The following is a 16662-nucleotide window of genomic DNA, read 5'->3' as shown; positions in this document are numbered from 1 at the left end:
CATTTGTTTCGTGGCGAAAATCGCAGAGATAACGGGGAGCACCTGTGAGCAACACCGACAAGAGCGTGGTGAGCCGGCTGCGCAAGCTGATCGGCGAGGGCGCCTACGGGCCGGGTGAGCGTCTCGGCGAGGTGGCCGTATCGGAGCAACTGGGCGTCTCACGGACGCCGGTGCGCCTGGCTTTCCGCACCCTGGAGCAGGAGGGGTTGCTGCAGCGGGCCGGCAAGCGCGGCTTCATGGTGCGGGAGTTCACCGAGGCCGACGTGCTCTGTGCGGTGGAAGTGCGAGGGGTGCTCGAGGGGCTGGCGGCGCGGCGCGTGGCCGAACAGGGCTTGTCCGGCGCGCTGGAGGCCGAGCTGCTGGTTTGGATCCAACGAGGGCGGGAGCTGCTGGCCAAGGGCTACCTCGAGGAGCGCGACGTCGACGTCTGGAGCGAACTCAACCGCCACTTTCACCAAACCATCGTCGGTTCGTCCGGCAGCCCGGTGATCGGCGACGCCATTGCCCGCAATAATCATCTCCCTTTCGCGGCCGCCGACTCCATCGTCATCGACAGCGAGGCGCTCGATCGCGAATACCGCAAGCTGCAGCTGGCCCAGACCCAGCATGAGCTGGTGGTCCAGGCACTGCGCCACGGCGAGGGTGCCCGAGCCGAGATGCTGATGCGCGAGCACGCCTTCATTGGACTGCGCTACGGGGAGTTGTTGGGTGCGTGAAAAGTCCAAGAAGAGGCTGGGAATAATCCTTGTTGAAGCAAACCTTATGCTTTGAATCAACTAGTTGGATAAGTGAAAAATCCAAGCACCCTAGACTAATGTCGATTATCGGAATGCGTATTGGTGGGGTAGCTTATCCCTAAATCCGAACGTATATTCGGATGCCGAACAAATGCGCTGATCATTATAACGATACCCGGAGGCACCCCATGAACCGTATCCTGACGCGCTGTCTGCTGGCGGCATCCATTGCCAGCCTCACCGTTGCCTCGGCCCAAGCCGCGACCACCCTGCGCATGGCCCACTTCTGGCCGGGCGCTTCGGGCATCAACCAGGAGATCTTCGAGGCCTGGGCCAAGACCATCGAGGAGGAGTCCGGCGGCGAGCTGCGCGTCGAGATGTTCCCCTCCGGTACCCTGGCCAAGCCCGACGCCATCTACGAGGCGGTAGGCAACGGCATCGCCGACATCGGGGCCACGGCCCAGGGCTATACCGCCGGGCGCTTCCCGCTGTCGCAGATCGTCGAGCTGCCGGGGGTGGCGACCAACGCGACCCAGGGCGCCTGCGTGCTGCAGACGCTCTACGACGAAGGCCACCTCGACGAGGAGTATGGCGACACGCGGCCGCTGTTCATGTTCACCACCGGGCCGGGTGGGATCCACACCATCGACACCGACGTGCAGGTGCCGTCCGACCTCGAGGGGTTGCGCATTCGCCGGCCCACCGCTGTGGCCGGCGAGATGCTCGAGGCCATGGGTGCCAACCCGGTGGGCATGCCGGCGCCGGAGATCTATACCGCCATGCAGCGCGGCGTGGTCGACGGCCTGAGCTTCCCGTGGGAAGGCCTCAAGGGCTTCCGCATCAACGAGCTGGTCGAGTACCACACCGAGGTGCCGTTCTACACGCTGATCTTCGTCGCCACCATGAGTCAGCGCACCTATGACGGCCTGAGCCCCGAACAGCAGGCGGTGATCGACGCCAACTCCGGCATGAAGTGGGCCGAGAACGCCGGTGCCGTCTTCGACCGGCTCGACGTCGAGGGCAAGCAGGAGGCCAGGGACGCCGGCCACACCATCCGCGAGATCGAGAACCCGCTGGAGAACCCGGACTGGCAGGCGCCGCTGCAGCAGGGTATCGAGAGCTACCTGGCCCAGGTCGAGGAGCGCGGCCTGCCGGCCCGAGAGGTCTACGAGGCGGCGCTCGCCGCCAGCGAGTCCTGCGCGGGCGACCAGGGGTAAGCCATGCAGGCGCTCCTCGAACGGGCCAGCCACTGGCTGGCCCTCGTCTGTCGTGTCGTCGCCGGTGTGGCCCTGCTGGCCCTGCTGACGGTGACCATCGCCGACGTCGGCACGCGCTATCTCTACCGTCTCACCGAGGGCGCCATTGCCCTGCGCGTCTCCGGCAGCGTGGAACTGGTGAGCTATCTGATGCTCTGTGCGCTGCTGGCGGCCATGGCGGCCAGCGTGGAGAAGAGTCAGGTGGTGGTGGAGGCCTTTTCTCATGGCCTCTCGCCTGCCATCAAGGCGCGCCTGCACGGTGTCTACCTGCTGGGCTTCGCCGCCCTCGGCCTGGTGCTGTTTCTCGGCCTGCTCGACTCGGCCGCGGCGGCGACCCGCCATGGCGAGGTCACCCAGGATCTGCGCCTGCCGATGGGGCCCATCTACTGGGCGGCCGCGGCACTCAGCCTGCTGCTGGGGCTGCGCAGCCTGATTCACGCGCTGCTCGGCGCGATGTTCGGCGCCGAACAGGAGGTCTCCCATGGGGAGTGAGATGATCGGAGCCATTGGGCTTTGCATGCTGCTGGTGCTGATGGTGCTGCGCGTGCCGGTGGCGCTGACCATGCTGGCGGTCGGGGTGGTGGGCTTCGCCCAGGTGATCAGCTGGGGAGCGGCGATTGCCCAGCTCAAGACGGTGCCGGTGGAAGTCCTCTCCAACTACAGCTTCAGCGCCGTGCCGATGTTCATCCTGATGGGCGTGCTGGCGGCGCACTCCGGCATGGCCGGCAAGCTGTTCCACTCGACCCGCGTGATCTGCGGCGGCTGGAAGGGCGGCCTGGCGATCGCCGCGGTGGGCTCGTGCGGCATCTTCTCGGCGATCTCCGGCTCGTCGCTGGCCACGGCCAGCACCATGACCCGGGTCGCGCTGCCGGAGATGGAGCGCTACGGCTACCACCGCGGCCTCGCCACCGGCGCCCTGGCCGCCGGCGGCACGCTCGGCATCATGATTCCGCCCTCCATCGCGCTGCTGATCTACGCCATCCTCACCGAGCAGTCGGTGGGCGACATGTTCATGGCCGGGCTGGTGCCGGGGCTGATGGGGCTGGTGATGTACGCGCTGACGGTCAGCGTGGTGATGCGCCTGCGCCCCTCGCTGGCGGTGGCCGGCGAGCCGACACCGTGGAAGGAGAAGCTGCTCTCGATGGGCGGGCTGGTGCCCTTCTTCGCCGTGTTCCTGGTGATGATCCTGGGCATCTACTTCGGCGCCTTCACCCCCACCGAAGGGGCCAGCGTGGGCGCCTTCGCCACGCTGCTCTACGCCCTGGCCAAGGGCATGCGCTGGAGCGGGCTGTGGCACAGCGTGCAGGAGACCCTGGCGCTCTCCGCGGTGGTGTTCTTCATGCTGGTGGGGGCCGAGACCCTGGGCTACTTCATCTCGGTGTCGCGGATCTCGTTCTCGATCAGCGACTTTCTCTACGGCGCGGACCTGACCCCGATGGTGGTGGTGCTGTGCATCCTGCTGCTCTACTTCGTGCTGGGGATGTTCATGGATTCCATCGCCATGCTGGTGATCACCGTGCCGGTGGTGTACCCGATCATCCAGTCCCTGGGCATCGACCCGGTATGGTTCGGCATCATCACGGTGCTGACCGTGGAGCTGGGGCTGATCACTCCGCCGGTGGGGATGAACGTCTTCGTGATCAAGGCAATGGCCCCCCACGTGGGGCTGGGCGAGATCTTCCGCGGCGTGGCGCCCTTCATCGTCTCGGATTTCATCCGCCTGGCGCTGCTGGTGGCGTTCCCCGTGCTCACGACGCTGTTCCTGATCTGAGCGCGGCGACGCGTGACGCCCCCGGCTCGGCATGCCCGAGCCGGGGGCGTCACGTTTTCGAGGCTTCGCTTGCGTGCTGGCGCAGCCGGAAGTCACGCGGCGAGAAGCCTGTATTGCGCTTGAAGAAACGGGTGAAATAGGCCGGTTCGGAGAAGCCCAGGCTATCGGCAACCTGGCTGATGGTCATGTTGGTGTAGGTGAGCTGACGCTTGGCTTCGAGCAGCAGGCGTTCGTGAAGCAGCTGCAGCGCACTGCGATCGGCCAGGCGGCGGCACAGGGCGTTGAGGTGCGCGCTGCTCATGCCGAGCTGTTCGGCAAACCGCTCGATGCTCGGCTGCTGGCGGTACTGCGCCTCGATCAGCGCCTGGAAGCTCGCCAGGTGCTCGTGTCCACGGTCGCGCTGGCGCACCCCCGTGGGGGTCGCGGACGGTCCGTGGGGTTCGGCCAGTCGCGCCAGCGCCACCGCCAGGGCCTCGACCAGCGCGCCCAGCATACGGTCGCGCCCCGGCGCGGGCTGGCGATACTCGGCATCGATCTGTTCGACCAGGGTGGCCAGGCGCCGGGCCTGGGGCGAGCGCGCCAGAGGGTGATAGTCGGCATGGCGCAGCACCTTGGCCTGCTCCCCGAGCCGCTGCCCCAGCCGCTCGGCCAGCGGCTGCGCCAGGGTGACGATATGCCCTTCGATGTCCTGCGAAAAGCGAAAGCCATGAATGGCCAGCGCCGGCACCACGATGACCAATGGCCCTCGAAGCGCATGGCGAATGCCCTCCAGCTCGAGTTCGACCTGGCCGTGGGCAACGTGCAGCACATGCACCAGGTCGGCATGCCGATGAGGGCGGATATGCCAGTCGTGCAGCCGGCTGCGCTCGGGGATCGACTCGCAGTGGAGCAGGTCCGGCGTCGGCCAGTGGCGGGTCTCGCCGTAGAGCTTGAAGATCGGAACGGGTGTCTTCGTTGGCTGGGACATGTACGTCTCCTGCTCGCCGGATACGACTAAAGTCGATCGTTTTGGCTCGAAAAGTCCAAATGATGAAAAGAATCTTGCCTTAAAATCCGAATCTTTTCATTGAAAAATGCAACTCATGTCACCCCGGACGAGACAATGAGGCATTGCTCATGAAGACCCAAGTCGCCATCATCGGTGCCGGCCCCTCGGGGCTGCTGCTGGGCCAGCTGCTGAGCCGCCACGGCATCGACAACGTGATTCTCGAACGCAAGAGCGGCGACTACGTGCTCAGCCGTATCCGCGCCGGCGTGCTGGAGCAGGGCATGGTCGACCTGCTGCGCGAGGCGGGTGTCGCCAAGCGCATGGAGGAGGAGGGCGAGGTGCACGACGGCGTCGAGCTGGCCCTGGACAACCGCCGCGTGCGGGTCGATCTGGCCGGATTGACCAGCGGCAAGACGGTGATGGTCTATGGCCAGACCGAGGTCACCCGCGACCTGATGGAAGCCCGCGAGGCGATCGGCGGCACGACGATCTACGAGGCCGACAACGTCCGGCCCCATGCCCTCGAAACCGATACTCCCTACGTCACCTTCGAGAAGGACGGCGAGACCGTGCGCCTCGACTGCGACTACGTGGCCGGCTGCGACGGCTTCCACGGCGTGTCGCGCCAGTCGATCCCGGCGGACCGCATCAAGGCATTCGAGAAGGTCTATCCGTTCGGCTGGCTGGGCCTGCTCGCCGATACCCCGCCGGTCGCCGACGAGCTGATCTACGCCCGCCACGAGCGCGGCTTCGCCCTGTGCAGCATGCGCTCGCCCACGCGCAGCCGCTACTACGTGCAGGTGCCGCTCGACGAGAAGGTCGAAGACTGGTCCGATGAGCGCTTCTGGGAGGAGCTCAAGCGCCGCCTGCCCGAGGACGTGGCGGCCAAGCTGGTTACCGGGCCTTCGCTGGAGAAGAGCATCGCCCCGCTGCGCAGCTTCGTGGTCGAGCCGATGCAGTACGGCAAGCTGTTCCTGGTGGGTGACGCCGCCCATATCGTGCCGCCCACCGGCGCCAAGGGACTCAACCTGGCGGCCAGCGACGTCAATACGCTCTACCGGCTGATGGTCAAGGTTTACCAAGAGGGCCGCACCGACCTGATTCCCCGCTACTCGCAGACCTGCCTCAAGCGGATCTGGAAGGCCGAGCGCTTCTCCTGGTGGATGACCTCGCTGCTGCACAAGTTCTCCGACGAGGCGGATTTCGAGACCCGCATGCGCGAGGCCGAACTCGACTACCTCACCTCGTCGGAAGCAGGCCTCACGACCATCGCCGAGAACTACGTCGGGCTGCCCTACGAGTCGCTGGAGTAGCGGCGTCTTCCTTCCTGATCCCCTCCTTGACCCGGGCGCTGATGGCTGGCCCGGGTTTTTCTTGGGCGAGGAGGGGGCAAGGTAAGACTAAGGTCGGGTTTGGGGGGGTGGGCTAACAAAGTACTCTCGTTGTCATCGCGAATACATGTACGCTTAGCGAACAATCCGGTTGACGACAACGAAGGTGGCGTAATGAGAGACTTCCTGAAAAAGGCGTGCCTGGCGGCATGCGGTAGTGGTCTGGCAATGGCAGTATCCGTCTCGGCGGTCCATGCCAATGAGTGGCCGACCGACGACGTGCGTCTGGTCGTTCCCTATGCGCCGGGTGGTACCACCGACGTTCTCTCGCGCCGCGTCGCCGACCTGCTGCAAGAGGAGCTGGATGCCAACGTAGTGGTCGAGAATCGCCCCGGCGCGGGTTCCACCGTGGCCACCGGGCGCCTGGCGCGGGGTGGCCGCGATGTCGACCACACGATCCTGATGGCCTCCCCAGGCCACACCATCGGCGCGGCGATCTACCCGGACCTGGCCTACGATCCGGTCGAGGACTTCGTCTTCCTGCAGAACCTGATCGACATTCCCAATGTCATGGTTGTGCCGGCCGACAGCCCTTACGACAGCGTGGCCGAGTTCGTCGAGGCGGCCAAGGAGCAGAACATGACCTTCAGCCACAGCGGCGTGGGCAGCTCCATCCATATGTCCGGCGAGCTGTTCAAGACCCTGACCGAGACCAACATGACGGCGGTGCCGTTCGCCGGCAGCGGCGCGGCCCTGCCGGCCCTGCTGGGCGGCGATGTCGACGTGTCGTTCGAAAACATGCCGACCGTGCTCTCGCACATCCAGTCCGGCGACCTGAAGGCCCTGGCCGTCACCTCCGCCGAGCGCTCCGAACATCTGCCCGACGTGCCGACCCTGCGCGAAGTGGGCGATTACAACCTCGACCAGTTCGTCACCACCGCCTGGTTCGGCCTGATCGCCCACGAGTCGTTCCCCGAGGAAGCGCAGGATGCCATGCATGAAGCGCTCGGCGCCGTGATGCAGCGCGAGGAGTTCGTCAACTTCGCCGATCAGCTGGGCGCCGAGCCGGGCCAGGTGGCCGGCGAGGAGTTCAAGCAGTTCATCGCCCAAGAGGTGGAGCGCTGGCAGGACGTGGCCGAGCAGGCCGGCATCAGCCAGTAACACTGGAAACGACCCAGCGATCGTCGAGGCGAGGGCTTTGTCCTCGCCTCACCTGTTTCTCCAGCGAGGTGGTTATGTCGACACCCGTTTACAAGCGCGGTGGGCCGATCCGCGATCCAGGCGACGTCCTGGCAGGGAGCGTGCTGCTGATTGCTTCCGTGATACTGCTGTTCTATCTGGTGCCCAACTACATCAATGAGCCGCCCATCCTGCAGAACCCCATGATGTCGCCGCGCTGGCTGCCGCGCATCGTGGGCGGGCTGCTGCTCGGCTTCTCTCTTCTGCTGATCGTGCAGGGATTGATGGTCGATAGCACTGGCAAGGAGGACGGTCGCCGCATCGAGAAGGGGCCGCGACGCCGCTTTGCCCTGATGGTCGTGGCGCTGGTGGTCTACGTGGCCCTGTTCGAGGCGCTGGGTGCGGTGATCAGCGGTATCCTGGCCACCCTGATCCTGTTCGTCGCCCATCCGGTGCGCACCTGGTGGGTCTATGGGTTGGCCATTGTCTTTCCCGTCGTCGTCACCTTTCTTTTCGTCAAGGTCATGAACGTGCCGCTACCGGTGATGCCTTTCTGATGGCAGATCGCACAACCTGCTACTAGGTGACGTATGGAAATCGTTTCGGAAGTCCTGCAGCTCTTCCTCCATCCGGAGAATTTCCTGGCCATCGCGCTGGGCGTCGTCATCGGCGTGGTGGTAGGCTCCATCCCCGGCCTGACTGCCACCATGGCGGTGGCACTGGCCCTGCCGTTCACCTTCTCCATGCAGCCGGTGGCGGCCATTCTGCTGCTGGTCGGCATCTACAAGGGCGGCATGTACGGCGGCTCGATCACCGCCATCCTGATCCGTACGCCGGGCTCGCCCGCCTCGGCCTGCACCCTTCTCGACGGCTACCCCATGGCCCAGCAGGGGCACGCCAAGAAGGCGCTGAAGACAGCCCTCTACTCGTCGGTGATCGCCGATTTCATCTCCAATATCGCGTTGATCTTCTTCGCCGCCTACCTGGCCAAGATCGCCCTGAACTTCGGCGCCCCGGAGTTCTTCTGGCTGATCTGCTTCTCGTTGACCATCATCATCTCACTGGCCAGCGGCTCGATGATCAAGGGGCTGCTGGCGGCGCTGATGGGCATCCTGCTCTCGCTGGTGGGGCTGGACGAGGTCTACGGCTCCCAGCGGCTCACCTTCGGCAACTACAACCTGATGGACTCGATCTCGTTCATTCCGCTGCTGATCGGGCTGTTCGCCATCCCCGAGATCATCGAGTTCTACCGCAAGAAGGCGCTGCCGCACATCAAGGCCAAGGCCAGCGGGGCCGGCCTCTCACTGGCCGAACTCAAGCGCTGCATGAAGAGCATCATCCGCGGCAGCCTGATCGGCGTGATCATCGGTGCCATCCCCGGTACTGGTGCGACCGCCGCGGCCTTCATCTCCTACAGCGACGCCCGGCGCCGCTCGCCGCGGGGCGACAACTTCGGCAAAGGCGAAGTGGAAGGCGTAGCCGCCTCGGAGGCGGGCAACAACGGCGTGGCGGGTGCGACCATGATTCCGCTGCTGTCACTGGGCATTCCCGGCGACGTGATCACCGCGATCATCCTCGGTGCCTTCATGGTGCACGGCCTGACGCCGGGACCGATCCTGTTCCAGGAGAATCTGCCGCTGATCTACGCCCTGTTCATGGGCATCATGTTCAGTTCGCTGGTGCTGCTGGTGGTGGGCAACGGCGCGATCAAGTATTTCTCGCTGATCGCCGACATTCCCAAGGAGATCCTCTTCCCCATCGTGTTGATGTTCTGCGTCTACGGCGCCTACGCGGTCAACAACGATACCTTCGACGTGTGGCTGATGCTGGGCTTCGGTGTGCTCGGCTATGTCTTCAACCGCGCGGCGATCCCCGCTGCCCCGTTTCTGATCGGCTTCATCCTGGGGCCGATGTTCGAGGACAACTTGCGCCGCTCACTGCTGATCGGCGGCAACGACCTGGCGATCTTCGCGCGCGGTCCGATCACCTGGTTCTTCATCGCCTTGACGCTGGGCTCGATCGTGCTGGCGCTCTATCGCTATTTCGTGGCGCGCCGCCAGTCCGCCCGCACCGCTTCGACACAGGAGACGCCATGAGCACCGGCCACGAACGGAACGCAAGCCCGGGGAGGCGTTGACATGGCGGGACCACTGACAGGCCTGCGTGTGCTCGACCTGAGCCGGGTCATGGCCGGGCCCTGGTGCACCCAGATGCTCGCCGACATGGGTGCGGAGGTGATCAAGATCGAGCGCCCGACGAGCGGCGACGACACGCGCCACTGGGGGCCGCCCTGGCTCGCGGATCATGAGGGAAACGCAACCCGCGAGTCGGCCTATTACCTCTCGGCCAACCGCGGCAAGCACTCCGTCACCGTCGACATGGGCAAGCCCGAGGGCCAGGCGCTGATCCGCGAGCTGGCTGCCGAGAGTGATATCCTGGTCGAGAACTTCAAGAGCGGCGGGCTGGCGCGCAAGGGCCTGGACTACGTCACCCTCGAGGCTATCAACCCGGGGCTGATCTACTGTTCCATCACCGGCTTCGGCCAGACCGGGCCGATGGCCGCCATGGCCGGCTACGACTACCTGATCCAGGCCCAGGGCGGCCTGATGAGCATCACCGGAGCCGCTGACGGCGAGCCCGGCGCGGGACCTCAGCGTGTCGGCATGGCAGTAGCGGACCTGACCACCGGCATGAACGCCACCATTGCCATTCTCGGCGCGCTGCATCATCGTCACCTGACCGGCGAAGGGCAGTACATCGACATGGCCCTGCTCGACGTGCAGGTGAGCTGGCTGGCCAACCAGGCGCAGAACTACTTCTGCAGCGGTACGCCGCCTACCCGCACCGGCGAATACCACCCCAACCTGGTGCCCTACCAGCCGTTTCCCACCGCCGACGGCGAGAAGGTGATCATCGCCATCGGCAACGACGGCCAGTTCCAGCGTTTCTGCCGGGCGGTGGGGCGGCCCGAACTGGCCGAGGATCCGCGCTTCGCGACCAATCCCGAGCGGGTCCGGCATCGCCTCGAGCTGGTGCCGATCATGGTCGAGATTACCCGCACCCGAAGCAGCACCGAGTGGATGGCACTGCTGCGCGAGATCGCGGTGCCCTGCGGACCGATCCAGAACATCGCCCAGGTCTTCGACGACCCCCAGGTCAAGGCGCGCGAGATGAAGATCGAGCTCGAGTCGCGCCACGGACCGGTGCCCGGTGTGGCCAACCCGATCAAGTATTCGCGCACCCCGATCGAGTATTGCAAGGCACCGCCGGCGCTGGGCGAGGACACCGACGCCGTGCTGGCGCGGCTGCTCGGCAAGGCGCCGGAGGAGATCGAGGCGCTGCGCCGGCGCGGCGCTATTTAGCGCGCATCAGCCGACGCTGACGCCACCGCAGACGAACAGGGTCTGGCCGGTAACGAAGCCGCTGCGCGCGTCGCAGAAGAAGCTCACCGCCTGGGCCACGTCCTCGGGCTGGCCCATGCGCCGCGCCGGGATGTTGTCGATGATGCGCCGCGCGCGTTCGGAGTCCGGCGGGTTGTTCTCCCAGAAGGCGCTGGTGGCGATGGGGCCGGGGGCGACGCAGTTGACGGTGATGCCGTCGCCGGCCAGCTCCAGCGCCCAAGTGCGGGCCATGGACTGCAACGCGCCCTTGGTCGCGCTGTAGAGGCTGCGCGCCTCCTTGCCCAGCACCACGCGGCTGGCGTTGATGACGATACGGCCGTGGCGCCGTTCGCGCATACCCGGCAGCAGTGCCTGGGTGCAGACCAGGGCCGAGCGCACATTGAGGTGCATCAGGCGGTCGAAGTCCTCCACTCGCGTCTCGTCGAGCAGCGCGGGTGCGACGATTCCCACGTTATTGACCAGGCAATCCACGCTGTGGCTCTCGACGATCTCCGCGAGCGCCGCCTGGGTGGCTTCCACCTCGGCGAGGTCGACCAGGCGGGCATCGGCCCTCAGCGATTCGGCCTCGGGCTCGACGATATCCAGCACGATGGTGCGATAGCCGTCCTGTTGCAGGCGCAGCGCGATCGCTTGACCAATGTTGCGAGCGCCGCCGGTGACGATTGCGCAGGGTTCACTCATGTCGGGACCTTGTTCGGGCGGATGGCGTGTGTACGCATGGCGTACTTGCGTTCGCTAACATGTTTGCCTTCCCGACCTCGCGCCGCAACCCGACCTTGGTCTGGGCCGGGGATGGTTTGGATCTTCGGCAACTCAGCTCTCTTCGCGCTCGGCGGTGGGTGTCTCCTGCATGGCGATGGCCTGCAGGTCTTTCTGAAACTTGTTGAGGTAGTGCAGCAGGCTCACCGTCTCGTCGAAGGTGAGGTGGGAAAGCCCTTGGGCGTAGAACTCGTGAATCTTCGGCTGCAGGCTCTCCCAGTAGGCGCGACCCTGCTCGGTGAGCAGGATCAGGCGGGCGCGACCGTCGTCGGGGTGGGGAGTCCGCTTAACGTGACCCTCCCGCTCCAGCCGCTTGAGCACGCCGTCGAGGTTCTGGCGGCTGACGATCAGGTACTCGATCAGATCATTAAAGGCGATGCCTTGTTCATAGCCGCGACGGGAGAGCGCCCCCAGCACGGCCCACTGCACCGTGGTCAGCCCCACGGCGCTTACCGTCTGCTTCTGCAGGATGTTGCTGGCCTGGAAGAGACGGAAGAACAGCCGGTTGGCCACGCTCTTGTCGTCCTGAATCGCCATCGATGGCACTCCTTTGTCGAGCAGCGCCGCCAGGCGGGAATCAGGGCATCCGGTCGCGATGAGGTGGGTCATCTGGGCACCGCCTGGCGGGCGATGATGTTTTTCATGATCTGCGCGGTACCGTCGCCGATCTGCAGCCCCAGCACGTCGCGCATGCGCTGAGAAAACGGCATGTCCTCGCCCCAGCCGGTGTGGCCGTGGGCCAGCATGCACTGCTTGATCACGTCGAAGGCAAGCTTCGGCCCCCACCACTTGTTCATCGCCGCCTCGCTGGTGTGGGGCAGTTCGTTGTCCTTCAGCCACAGTGCGTAGTAGCACTGCAGGCGGGCGGCCTGAACGTAGGTCTGGTACTCCGCCAGCGGATGGGTCAGGCCCTGGAAGGCGGAAAGCTTGTGGCCAAAGGCCTCGCGTTCGGTGAGCCACTGCCAAGTTTCGTCCAGCGACTGCTGCGCCACCGCCAGGCACTGCAGGCCGATCAGTGCGCGGCTGTAGTCGAAGCCCTGCATCACCTGCTTGAAGCCCTGGCCCTCGTCGCCGAGCATGTGATCGGCCGGTACCGCGACATTGTCGAAGAAAATCGAGCCGCGGCCAATGGCGCGCTGCCCGGAATCCTCGAAACGACTGGTGGAGATGCCGGGCAAGTCCATCGGCACCAGGAAGGCGCTGATGCCGGAGGCGCGCTGCTCCTGGGTGCCGGTGCGAGCGAACACCACCGCCACGTCGGCCTGGTCGGCCATGGAGATCGATGTCTTCTCGCCGTTGAGCAGGAAGCGCTCGCCGTCGCGGTTGGCCTTGAGCTTGAGGTTGGCGGCGTCGGATCCGCCGTGGGGCTCGGTCAGGGCGATGCAGCAGATCTTCTTGCCGGAGGTGATGCCGGAGAGCCACTCCCGCGCCAGCTCGGGGCGGGCGTAGCGGGCGATGATCTGACCGTTGAGCGAGGCCAGCAGCGGCAGGTAGCCGACATTGAAATCGCCGCGGGCTATTTCCTCGACGATGATGCCGCTGGTCACGCAATCCAGGCCGCTGCCGCCGTATTCCTCGGGTAGCTCGCCGCCCAAGCAGCCCACCTCGCCGAGCATCTCGACGATCTCGCGCTCGATGCGTGCCTCCTGCTCGCGGGCACGGTAGCGCGGTGCCAGCACCTCGGCGGCCAGCCGTGCCACACTCTCGCGGATGGCATCCTGTTGTTCGGTAAAGGCAAAGTTCATGACATGCGTTCTCCATCCTCGCCGGGGGACCGTCGCTCCACAGGAGCGACGGTCCCCCGTGGCCACAGTGGCGTCACTGGTAGTATTTGCGGAACTGAGGCTTGCGCTTCTCCTTGAAGGCGGAGACCCCCTCCTTCGACTCCTCGGTCTCGTAGTAGAGGCTCAGCGCCTGCATGCCCAATGCGCCGATGCCGGCGATGTTCTCGCTGTCGGCATTGAACGAACGCTTGGCGATGGAGAGCGCCGTGGGGCTCTTCTCGAGGATCTCGTCGCACCACTGGCGCACCTCCTCGTCGAGCTGCTCGGGCGGCACCACGGCGTTGACCAGGCCCCACTCCAGCGCCTGGGCGGCGCTGTACTTGCGGCACAGGTACCAGATCTCGCGGGCGCGCTTCTCGCCGATCACGCGGCTGAGGTAGGCGGTGCCGAAGCCCGGGTCCACGGAGCCCACCTTGGGGCCCACCTGGCCGAAGATGGCGGTCTCGGAGGCGATGGAGAGGTCGCACACCACGTGCAGCACGTGGCCGCCGCCGATGGCGAAACCGTTGACCCGGGCGATGACCGGCTTGGGCACCTGGCGGATCAGGGTCTGCAGCTCTTCCACCGGCAGGCCGATGATGCCGCGACCGTCGTATTGACCCTCGTGGGCGCCCTGGTCGCCGCCGGTGCAGAACGCCTTGTCGCCGGCGCCCGTCAGCACGATCACGCCGATCGACTTGTCCCAGCCGGCGCGGTTGAAGGCGTCGAGCAGCTCCATGCAGGTCTGGCCGCGAAAGGCGTTGTAGCGCTCCGGGCGGTTGATGGTGATGGTGGCCACCCCGTCGGTGACGTCGTAGAGGATGTCTTCATAGCTGGTCGCTGAATGGTTCATCGCTGAGCTCCTGGAATTCGAGGTAGGTAAAGCGTTCGTCAAGACGTGGGAAGCGGCTGCGTCATGTCGCGAGCGCCGCCGTGAACCAGCATTTGCTAGCCGGCCATGGTCAGGCCGCCGGAAACACTGATTACTTGACCGGTGATGAAACTGGCTTCGTCGCTGGCGAGCAGGGTGATGATGCCGGGATAGTCCTCGGGCTGGCCGATGCGGCGCATGGGTACGGCATTGCGGAACGCCTCGAGCAGCTTGTCGGGATCGCGGGAGGTCTCGGCGAAGCCCTGCAGCAGCGCGGTGTCGGTAGGGCCGGGGCAGACCACGTTGAGGGTGATGCCCTTGGTGGCGAGTTCGCGGGCCAGTGTCTTGCTCAGTCCCAGCAGGCCGGCCTTGCAGGCGGCGTAGACGGCCTCGCCGGAGGAGCCGACCCGGGCGGCGTCGGAGGCGATGTTGATCACCTTGCCGCCGCCGGCTTCGATCATCTTGGGCAGCACCACGTGGTGCATGTTGAGTGCACCGGTGAGGTTGACCGCGATCAGCGACTCCCACAGCGCCGGTTCGGTCTTGAGGAACGGCATGAAGCGGTCGAAGCCAGCGTTATTGACCAGCACGGTGGGGGTGCCGAAATCCTGCTCGATGCGCGCCACGGTGGTGACGATGGCCGCGTAGTCGGTGATATCGGCGCCATAGGCGCGTGCCTCACCGCCGGCCTCCGTGATCACGTCGACGGTAGCCCGGGCCGCCGCCTCGTCGCGGTCGAGCACCGCCACCTTGGCGCCATGCTCGGCGAAGCGTGCGCACACGGCCTTGCCGATGCCGCCACCGCCGCCGGTCACGATAACGGTTTTGTCCTTCAATCCTTTCATGGTCGGTCTCCAATCTGCTGGGTGTGATGAGTTCGCGTCGCGTGCCGAGGGCTGCCTCAGCGGTCCAGGGACTCCTGCCTGGCTTGCTCACGCAGCTTGAACTTCTGGATCTTGCCGGAGGGGGTGCGCGGCAGTTCGTCGAGCACTACCAGGAACTCGGGGTGGTACTGGCGGGTCACCTTGCGCTCGGAGAGGAAGGCGCAGGCCTCCTCGAGGGTCAGCGACGTCTCGCCCTCCTTGAGGGTGACGTAGGCACACAGCCGTTCGCCGAGGCGCTCGTCGGGCTTGCCGACCAGGGCCAGGGCCTGGACCTTGGGGTGCTGGTAGAGAGTGTTCTCGATATCGACGATGGGAATGTTCTCGCCGCCGCGGATCACCACGTCCTTGGAGCGGCCGGTGATGCGCACGTAGCCCTGCGCGTCGAGGCGCGCCAGGTCGCCGGTGGGGAACCAGCCCGCGTCGTCCACGCCGTAGAGTTCGGGCTGCTTGAAGTAGCCGACGAACAGGCTGGCGCCGCGCATGTGGAGGGGGCCCTCCTCGCCGGCGGGCAGGGGGTTGCCCTCCATGTCGGTGACCTTGAGCTCGACGTAAGGCAACGGAACGCCATCGGTATGAACGGCCCGCGAGGGGGCGTCCTCGGGCAGGGTGGTGGTCACCGCGCCGTTCTCGGTCATGCCCCAGGCCGAGAGGATGCGGGTCGGCAGGTTCCTGGCTGCCTTCTCCACCAGCGGGCTCGGAATCGGTGCGCCGGCGCACAGGAAGAGCTTGAGCGACTGCAGGTCGGGGCCGTGGGTGCTGGCCTGGTCGGCGATATCGGCCAGGAAGGGCGTGGAACCGAGCATCAGCCGGGGTTGCTCGGCGCGCAGGATGCCGGTCGACGCCTCGGGCAGCCAGGTATCCTGCAGGACCACCGCGGTCTTGAGATAGACCGGCAGCATCAGGCCGTAGAGAAAGCCCAGCTGATGAGCCAGCGGGGAGGGCATGAAGACGGTGTCCGTCTCGCCCAGGTCCAGGCGCTCGGCGAAGGGCCGGATATTACTGAACAGGGTATTGGAGGTGTGCATCACGCCCTTCGGCTTGCCGGTGGTGCCCGAGGTGTAGAGCACCTGGACGACGTCGTCGCCCGACGGGCGGCGTTCGCGGAACAGGGTTTCGGTGTCGATCTCCGTTTCCCAGGCGCGCTCCAGCAGTCGCCGCTCGAAGCTTTCCTCGCCCTGGCCGTCGATCACCAGCAAATGGTCCAGCTTGGGCAGTGTGCCCTTGAGTTCATGGGCCATGGCGGCGTGATCGAACTTGCGGAAGGTCTGGGGCACCACCAGCACCTTGCTCTCGGCCATGCCGAGCATGTACGCCAGCTCGTGCTCGCGGAAGATCGGCATCAGCGGGTTGAGCACGGCGCCGATGCGCACGCAGGCCAAGTGCAGGGTGGTCATCTGCCACCAGTTGGGCAGCTGGCAGGAGACGATGTCGCCCTTTGCCACGCCGAGCCCCGCCAGCCCTGCCGCGATGCGGGTGACCTTGTCGTTCAGTTCCTTGTAGCTCAGTTCGGTACGGCTGCCGTCGGCCATCCGGTAGGTGACGATGGCGGTCCGCTGCCCGGCCGAGGCCACCGCCTCATCGAGATAATCTGTAATGATCTTGTCGTTCCATGCCCCCAGCTCGACCATGGCGACTCTGCGCTCGGGCGTCAGGTTGGTCTGGATTGTCATATAAGCTCCTGAACATGTTTGTTCTTTGTCATGGCTCGTATGTTGCCGTGGT

Annotated in this window: 16 protein-coding genes; 9 read left to right on the top strand and 7 right to left on the bottom strand. The window is 65.7% G+C overall.

Features of this window, described 5'->3' with window-relative positions; genetic code table 11:
• The first annotated feature begins 44 nt into the window (after positions 1–44).
• The 4 genes from HNO51_RS18975 to HNO51_RS18960 all read left to right on the top strand — a co-directional run bounded on the left by HNO51_RS18975 (position 45) and on the right by HNO51_RS18960 (position 3764).
• Positions 45–716 carry a GntR family transcriptional regulator gene (locus HNO51_RS18975; RefSeq protein WP_197448713.1) on the top strand — a complete coding sequence of 224 codons (672 nt, stop codon included), beginning with the start codon at positions 45–47 and terminating at the stop codon, positions 714–716.
• Between the two features lie 209 nt (positions 717–925).
• A complete protein-coding gene (locus tag HNO51_RS18970; protein ID WP_197448712.1) occupies positions 926–1954 on the top strand; it encodes a TRAP transporter substrate-binding protein in 1029 nt (342 codons plus the stop codon).
• A gap of 3 nt (positions 1955–1957) precedes the next feature.
• The gene (locus tag HNO51_RS18965; protein WP_197448711.1) at positions 1958–2485 is read left to right on the top strand and encodes a TRAP transporter small permease subunit; all 528 of its coding nucleotides are present in this window, start codon (positions 1958–1960) and stop codon (positions 2483–2485) included.
• Positions 2475–3764 carry a TRAP transporter large permease gene (locus tag HNO51_RS18960; RefSeq protein WP_197448710.1) on the top strand — a complete coding sequence of 430 codons (1290 nt, stop codon included), beginning with the start codon at positions 2475–2477 and terminating at the stop codon, positions 3762–3764. Before HNO51_RS18965 ends, HNO51_RS18960 begins: the two co-directional genes overlap by 11 nt.
• Before the next feature lie 49 nt (positions 3765–3813).
• On the opposite strand, the gene HNO51_RS18955 is transcribed toward HNO51_RS18960, so the two are convergent.
• Positions 3814–4731, bottom strand: a complete 918-nt coding sequence (locus HNO51_RS18955; protein WP_209538088.1) for a helix-turn-helix domain-containing protein — start codon at positions 4729–4731, stop codon at positions 3814–3816.
• 149 nt (positions 4732–4880) lie between these two features.
• Here HNO51_RS18955 and pobA point away from each other — a divergent pair, with 149 nt between their 5' ends.
• From pobA to HNO51_RS18930, 5 genes are all read left to right on the top strand, one after another.
• Positions 4881–6065, top strand: a complete 1185-nt coding sequence (gene pobA, locus HNO51_RS18950; protein WP_209538087.1) for a 4-hydroxybenzoate 3-monooxygenase — start codon at positions 4881–4883, stop codon at positions 6063–6065.
• Positions 6066–6311: 246 nt separating this feature from the next.
• The gene (locus tag HNO51_RS18945; protein ID WP_242597154.1) at positions 6312–7244 is read left to right on the top strand and encodes a Bug family tripartite tricarboxylate transporter substrate binding protein; all 933 of its coding nucleotides are present in this window, start codon (positions 6312–6314) and stop codon (positions 7242–7244) included.
• A gap of 74 nt (positions 7245–7318) precedes the next feature.
• Positions 7319–7819 carry a tripartite tricarboxylate transporter TctB family protein gene (locus tag HNO51_RS18940; RefSeq protein ID WP_197448706.1) on the top strand — a complete coding sequence of 167 codons (501 nt, stop codon included), beginning with the start codon at positions 7319–7321 and terminating at the stop codon, positions 7817–7819.
• Between the two features lie 33 nt (positions 7820–7852).
• Positions 7853–9358 carry a tripartite tricarboxylate transporter permease gene (locus HNO51_RS18935; protein WP_197448705.1) on the top strand — a complete coding sequence of 502 codons (1506 nt, stop codon included), beginning with the start codon at positions 7853–7855 and terminating at the stop codon, positions 9356–9358.
• Between the two features lie 42 nt (positions 9359–9400).
• Complete coding sequence (locus HNO51_RS18930; RefSeq protein WP_197448704.1) at positions 9401–10624, top strand: CaiB/BaiF CoA transferase family protein; 1224 nt, start codon at positions 9401–9403, stop codon at positions 10622–10624.
• A 6-nt stretch (positions 10625–10630) separates the two neighbouring features.
• Here HNO51_RS18930 and HNO51_RS18925 read toward each other — a convergent pair whose 3' ends face one another.
• The 6 genes from HNO51_RS18925 to HNO51_RS18900 all read right to left on the bottom strand — a co-directional run bounded on the left by HNO51_RS18925 (position 10631) and on the right by HNO51_RS18900 (position 16610).
• Positions 10631–11344 (bottom strand): SDR family NAD(P)-dependent oxidoreductase, encoded by a 714-nt coding sequence (locus tag HNO51_RS18925; protein WP_209538085.1) that lies wholly within the window; start codon positions 11342–11344, stop codon positions 10631–10633.
• Positions 11345–11476: 132 nt separating this feature from the next.
• Positions 11477–11959: a MarR family winged helix-turn-helix transcriptional regulator gene (locus HNO51_RS18920; protein WP_242597153.1), complete on the bottom strand. Its 483-nt coding sequence runs from the start codon at positions 11957–11959 to the stop codon at positions 11477–11479.
• A 68-nt stretch (positions 11960–12027) separates the two neighbouring features.
• The gene (aliB, locus tag HNO51_RS18915) at positions 12028–13167 is read right to left on the bottom strand and encodes a cyclohexanecarboxyl-CoA dehydrogenase (protein ID WP_209538083.1); all 1140 of its coding nucleotides are present in this window, start codon (positions 13165–13167) and stop codon (positions 12028–12030) included.
• A 73-nt stretch (positions 13168–13240) separates the two neighbouring features.
• On the bottom strand, positions 13241–14038 hold the full coding sequence (locus HNO51_RS18910; RefSeq protein ID WP_209538082.1) for an enoyl-CoA hydratase-related protein: 798 nt from the start codon (positions 14036–14038) through the stop codon (positions 13241–13243).
• A gap of 95 nt (positions 14039–14133) precedes the next feature.
• A complete protein-coding gene (locus HNO51_RS18905) occupies positions 14134–14901 on the bottom strand; it encodes an SDR family NAD(P)-dependent oxidoreductase (protein WP_209538081.1) in 768 nt (255 codons plus the stop codon).
• Between the two features lie 56 nt (positions 14902–14957).
• A complete protein-coding gene (locus HNO51_RS18900; RefSeq protein WP_209538080.1) occupies positions 14958–16610 on the bottom strand; it encodes an AMP-binding protein in 1653 nt (550 codons plus the stop codon).
• Positions 16611–16662: the final 52 nt, after the last annotated feature.

Origin of the sequence: Billgrantia sulfidoxydans (genome assembly GCF_017868775.1) — a bacterium.
Classification (GTDB): Bacteria; Pseudomonadota; Gammaproteobacteria; order Pseudomonadales; family Halomonadaceae; genus Halomonas; species Halomonas sulfidoxydans.
Note: the sequence above shows the minus strand (reverse complement) of the source record. Positions and strands in the feature narration are given on the sequence as shown.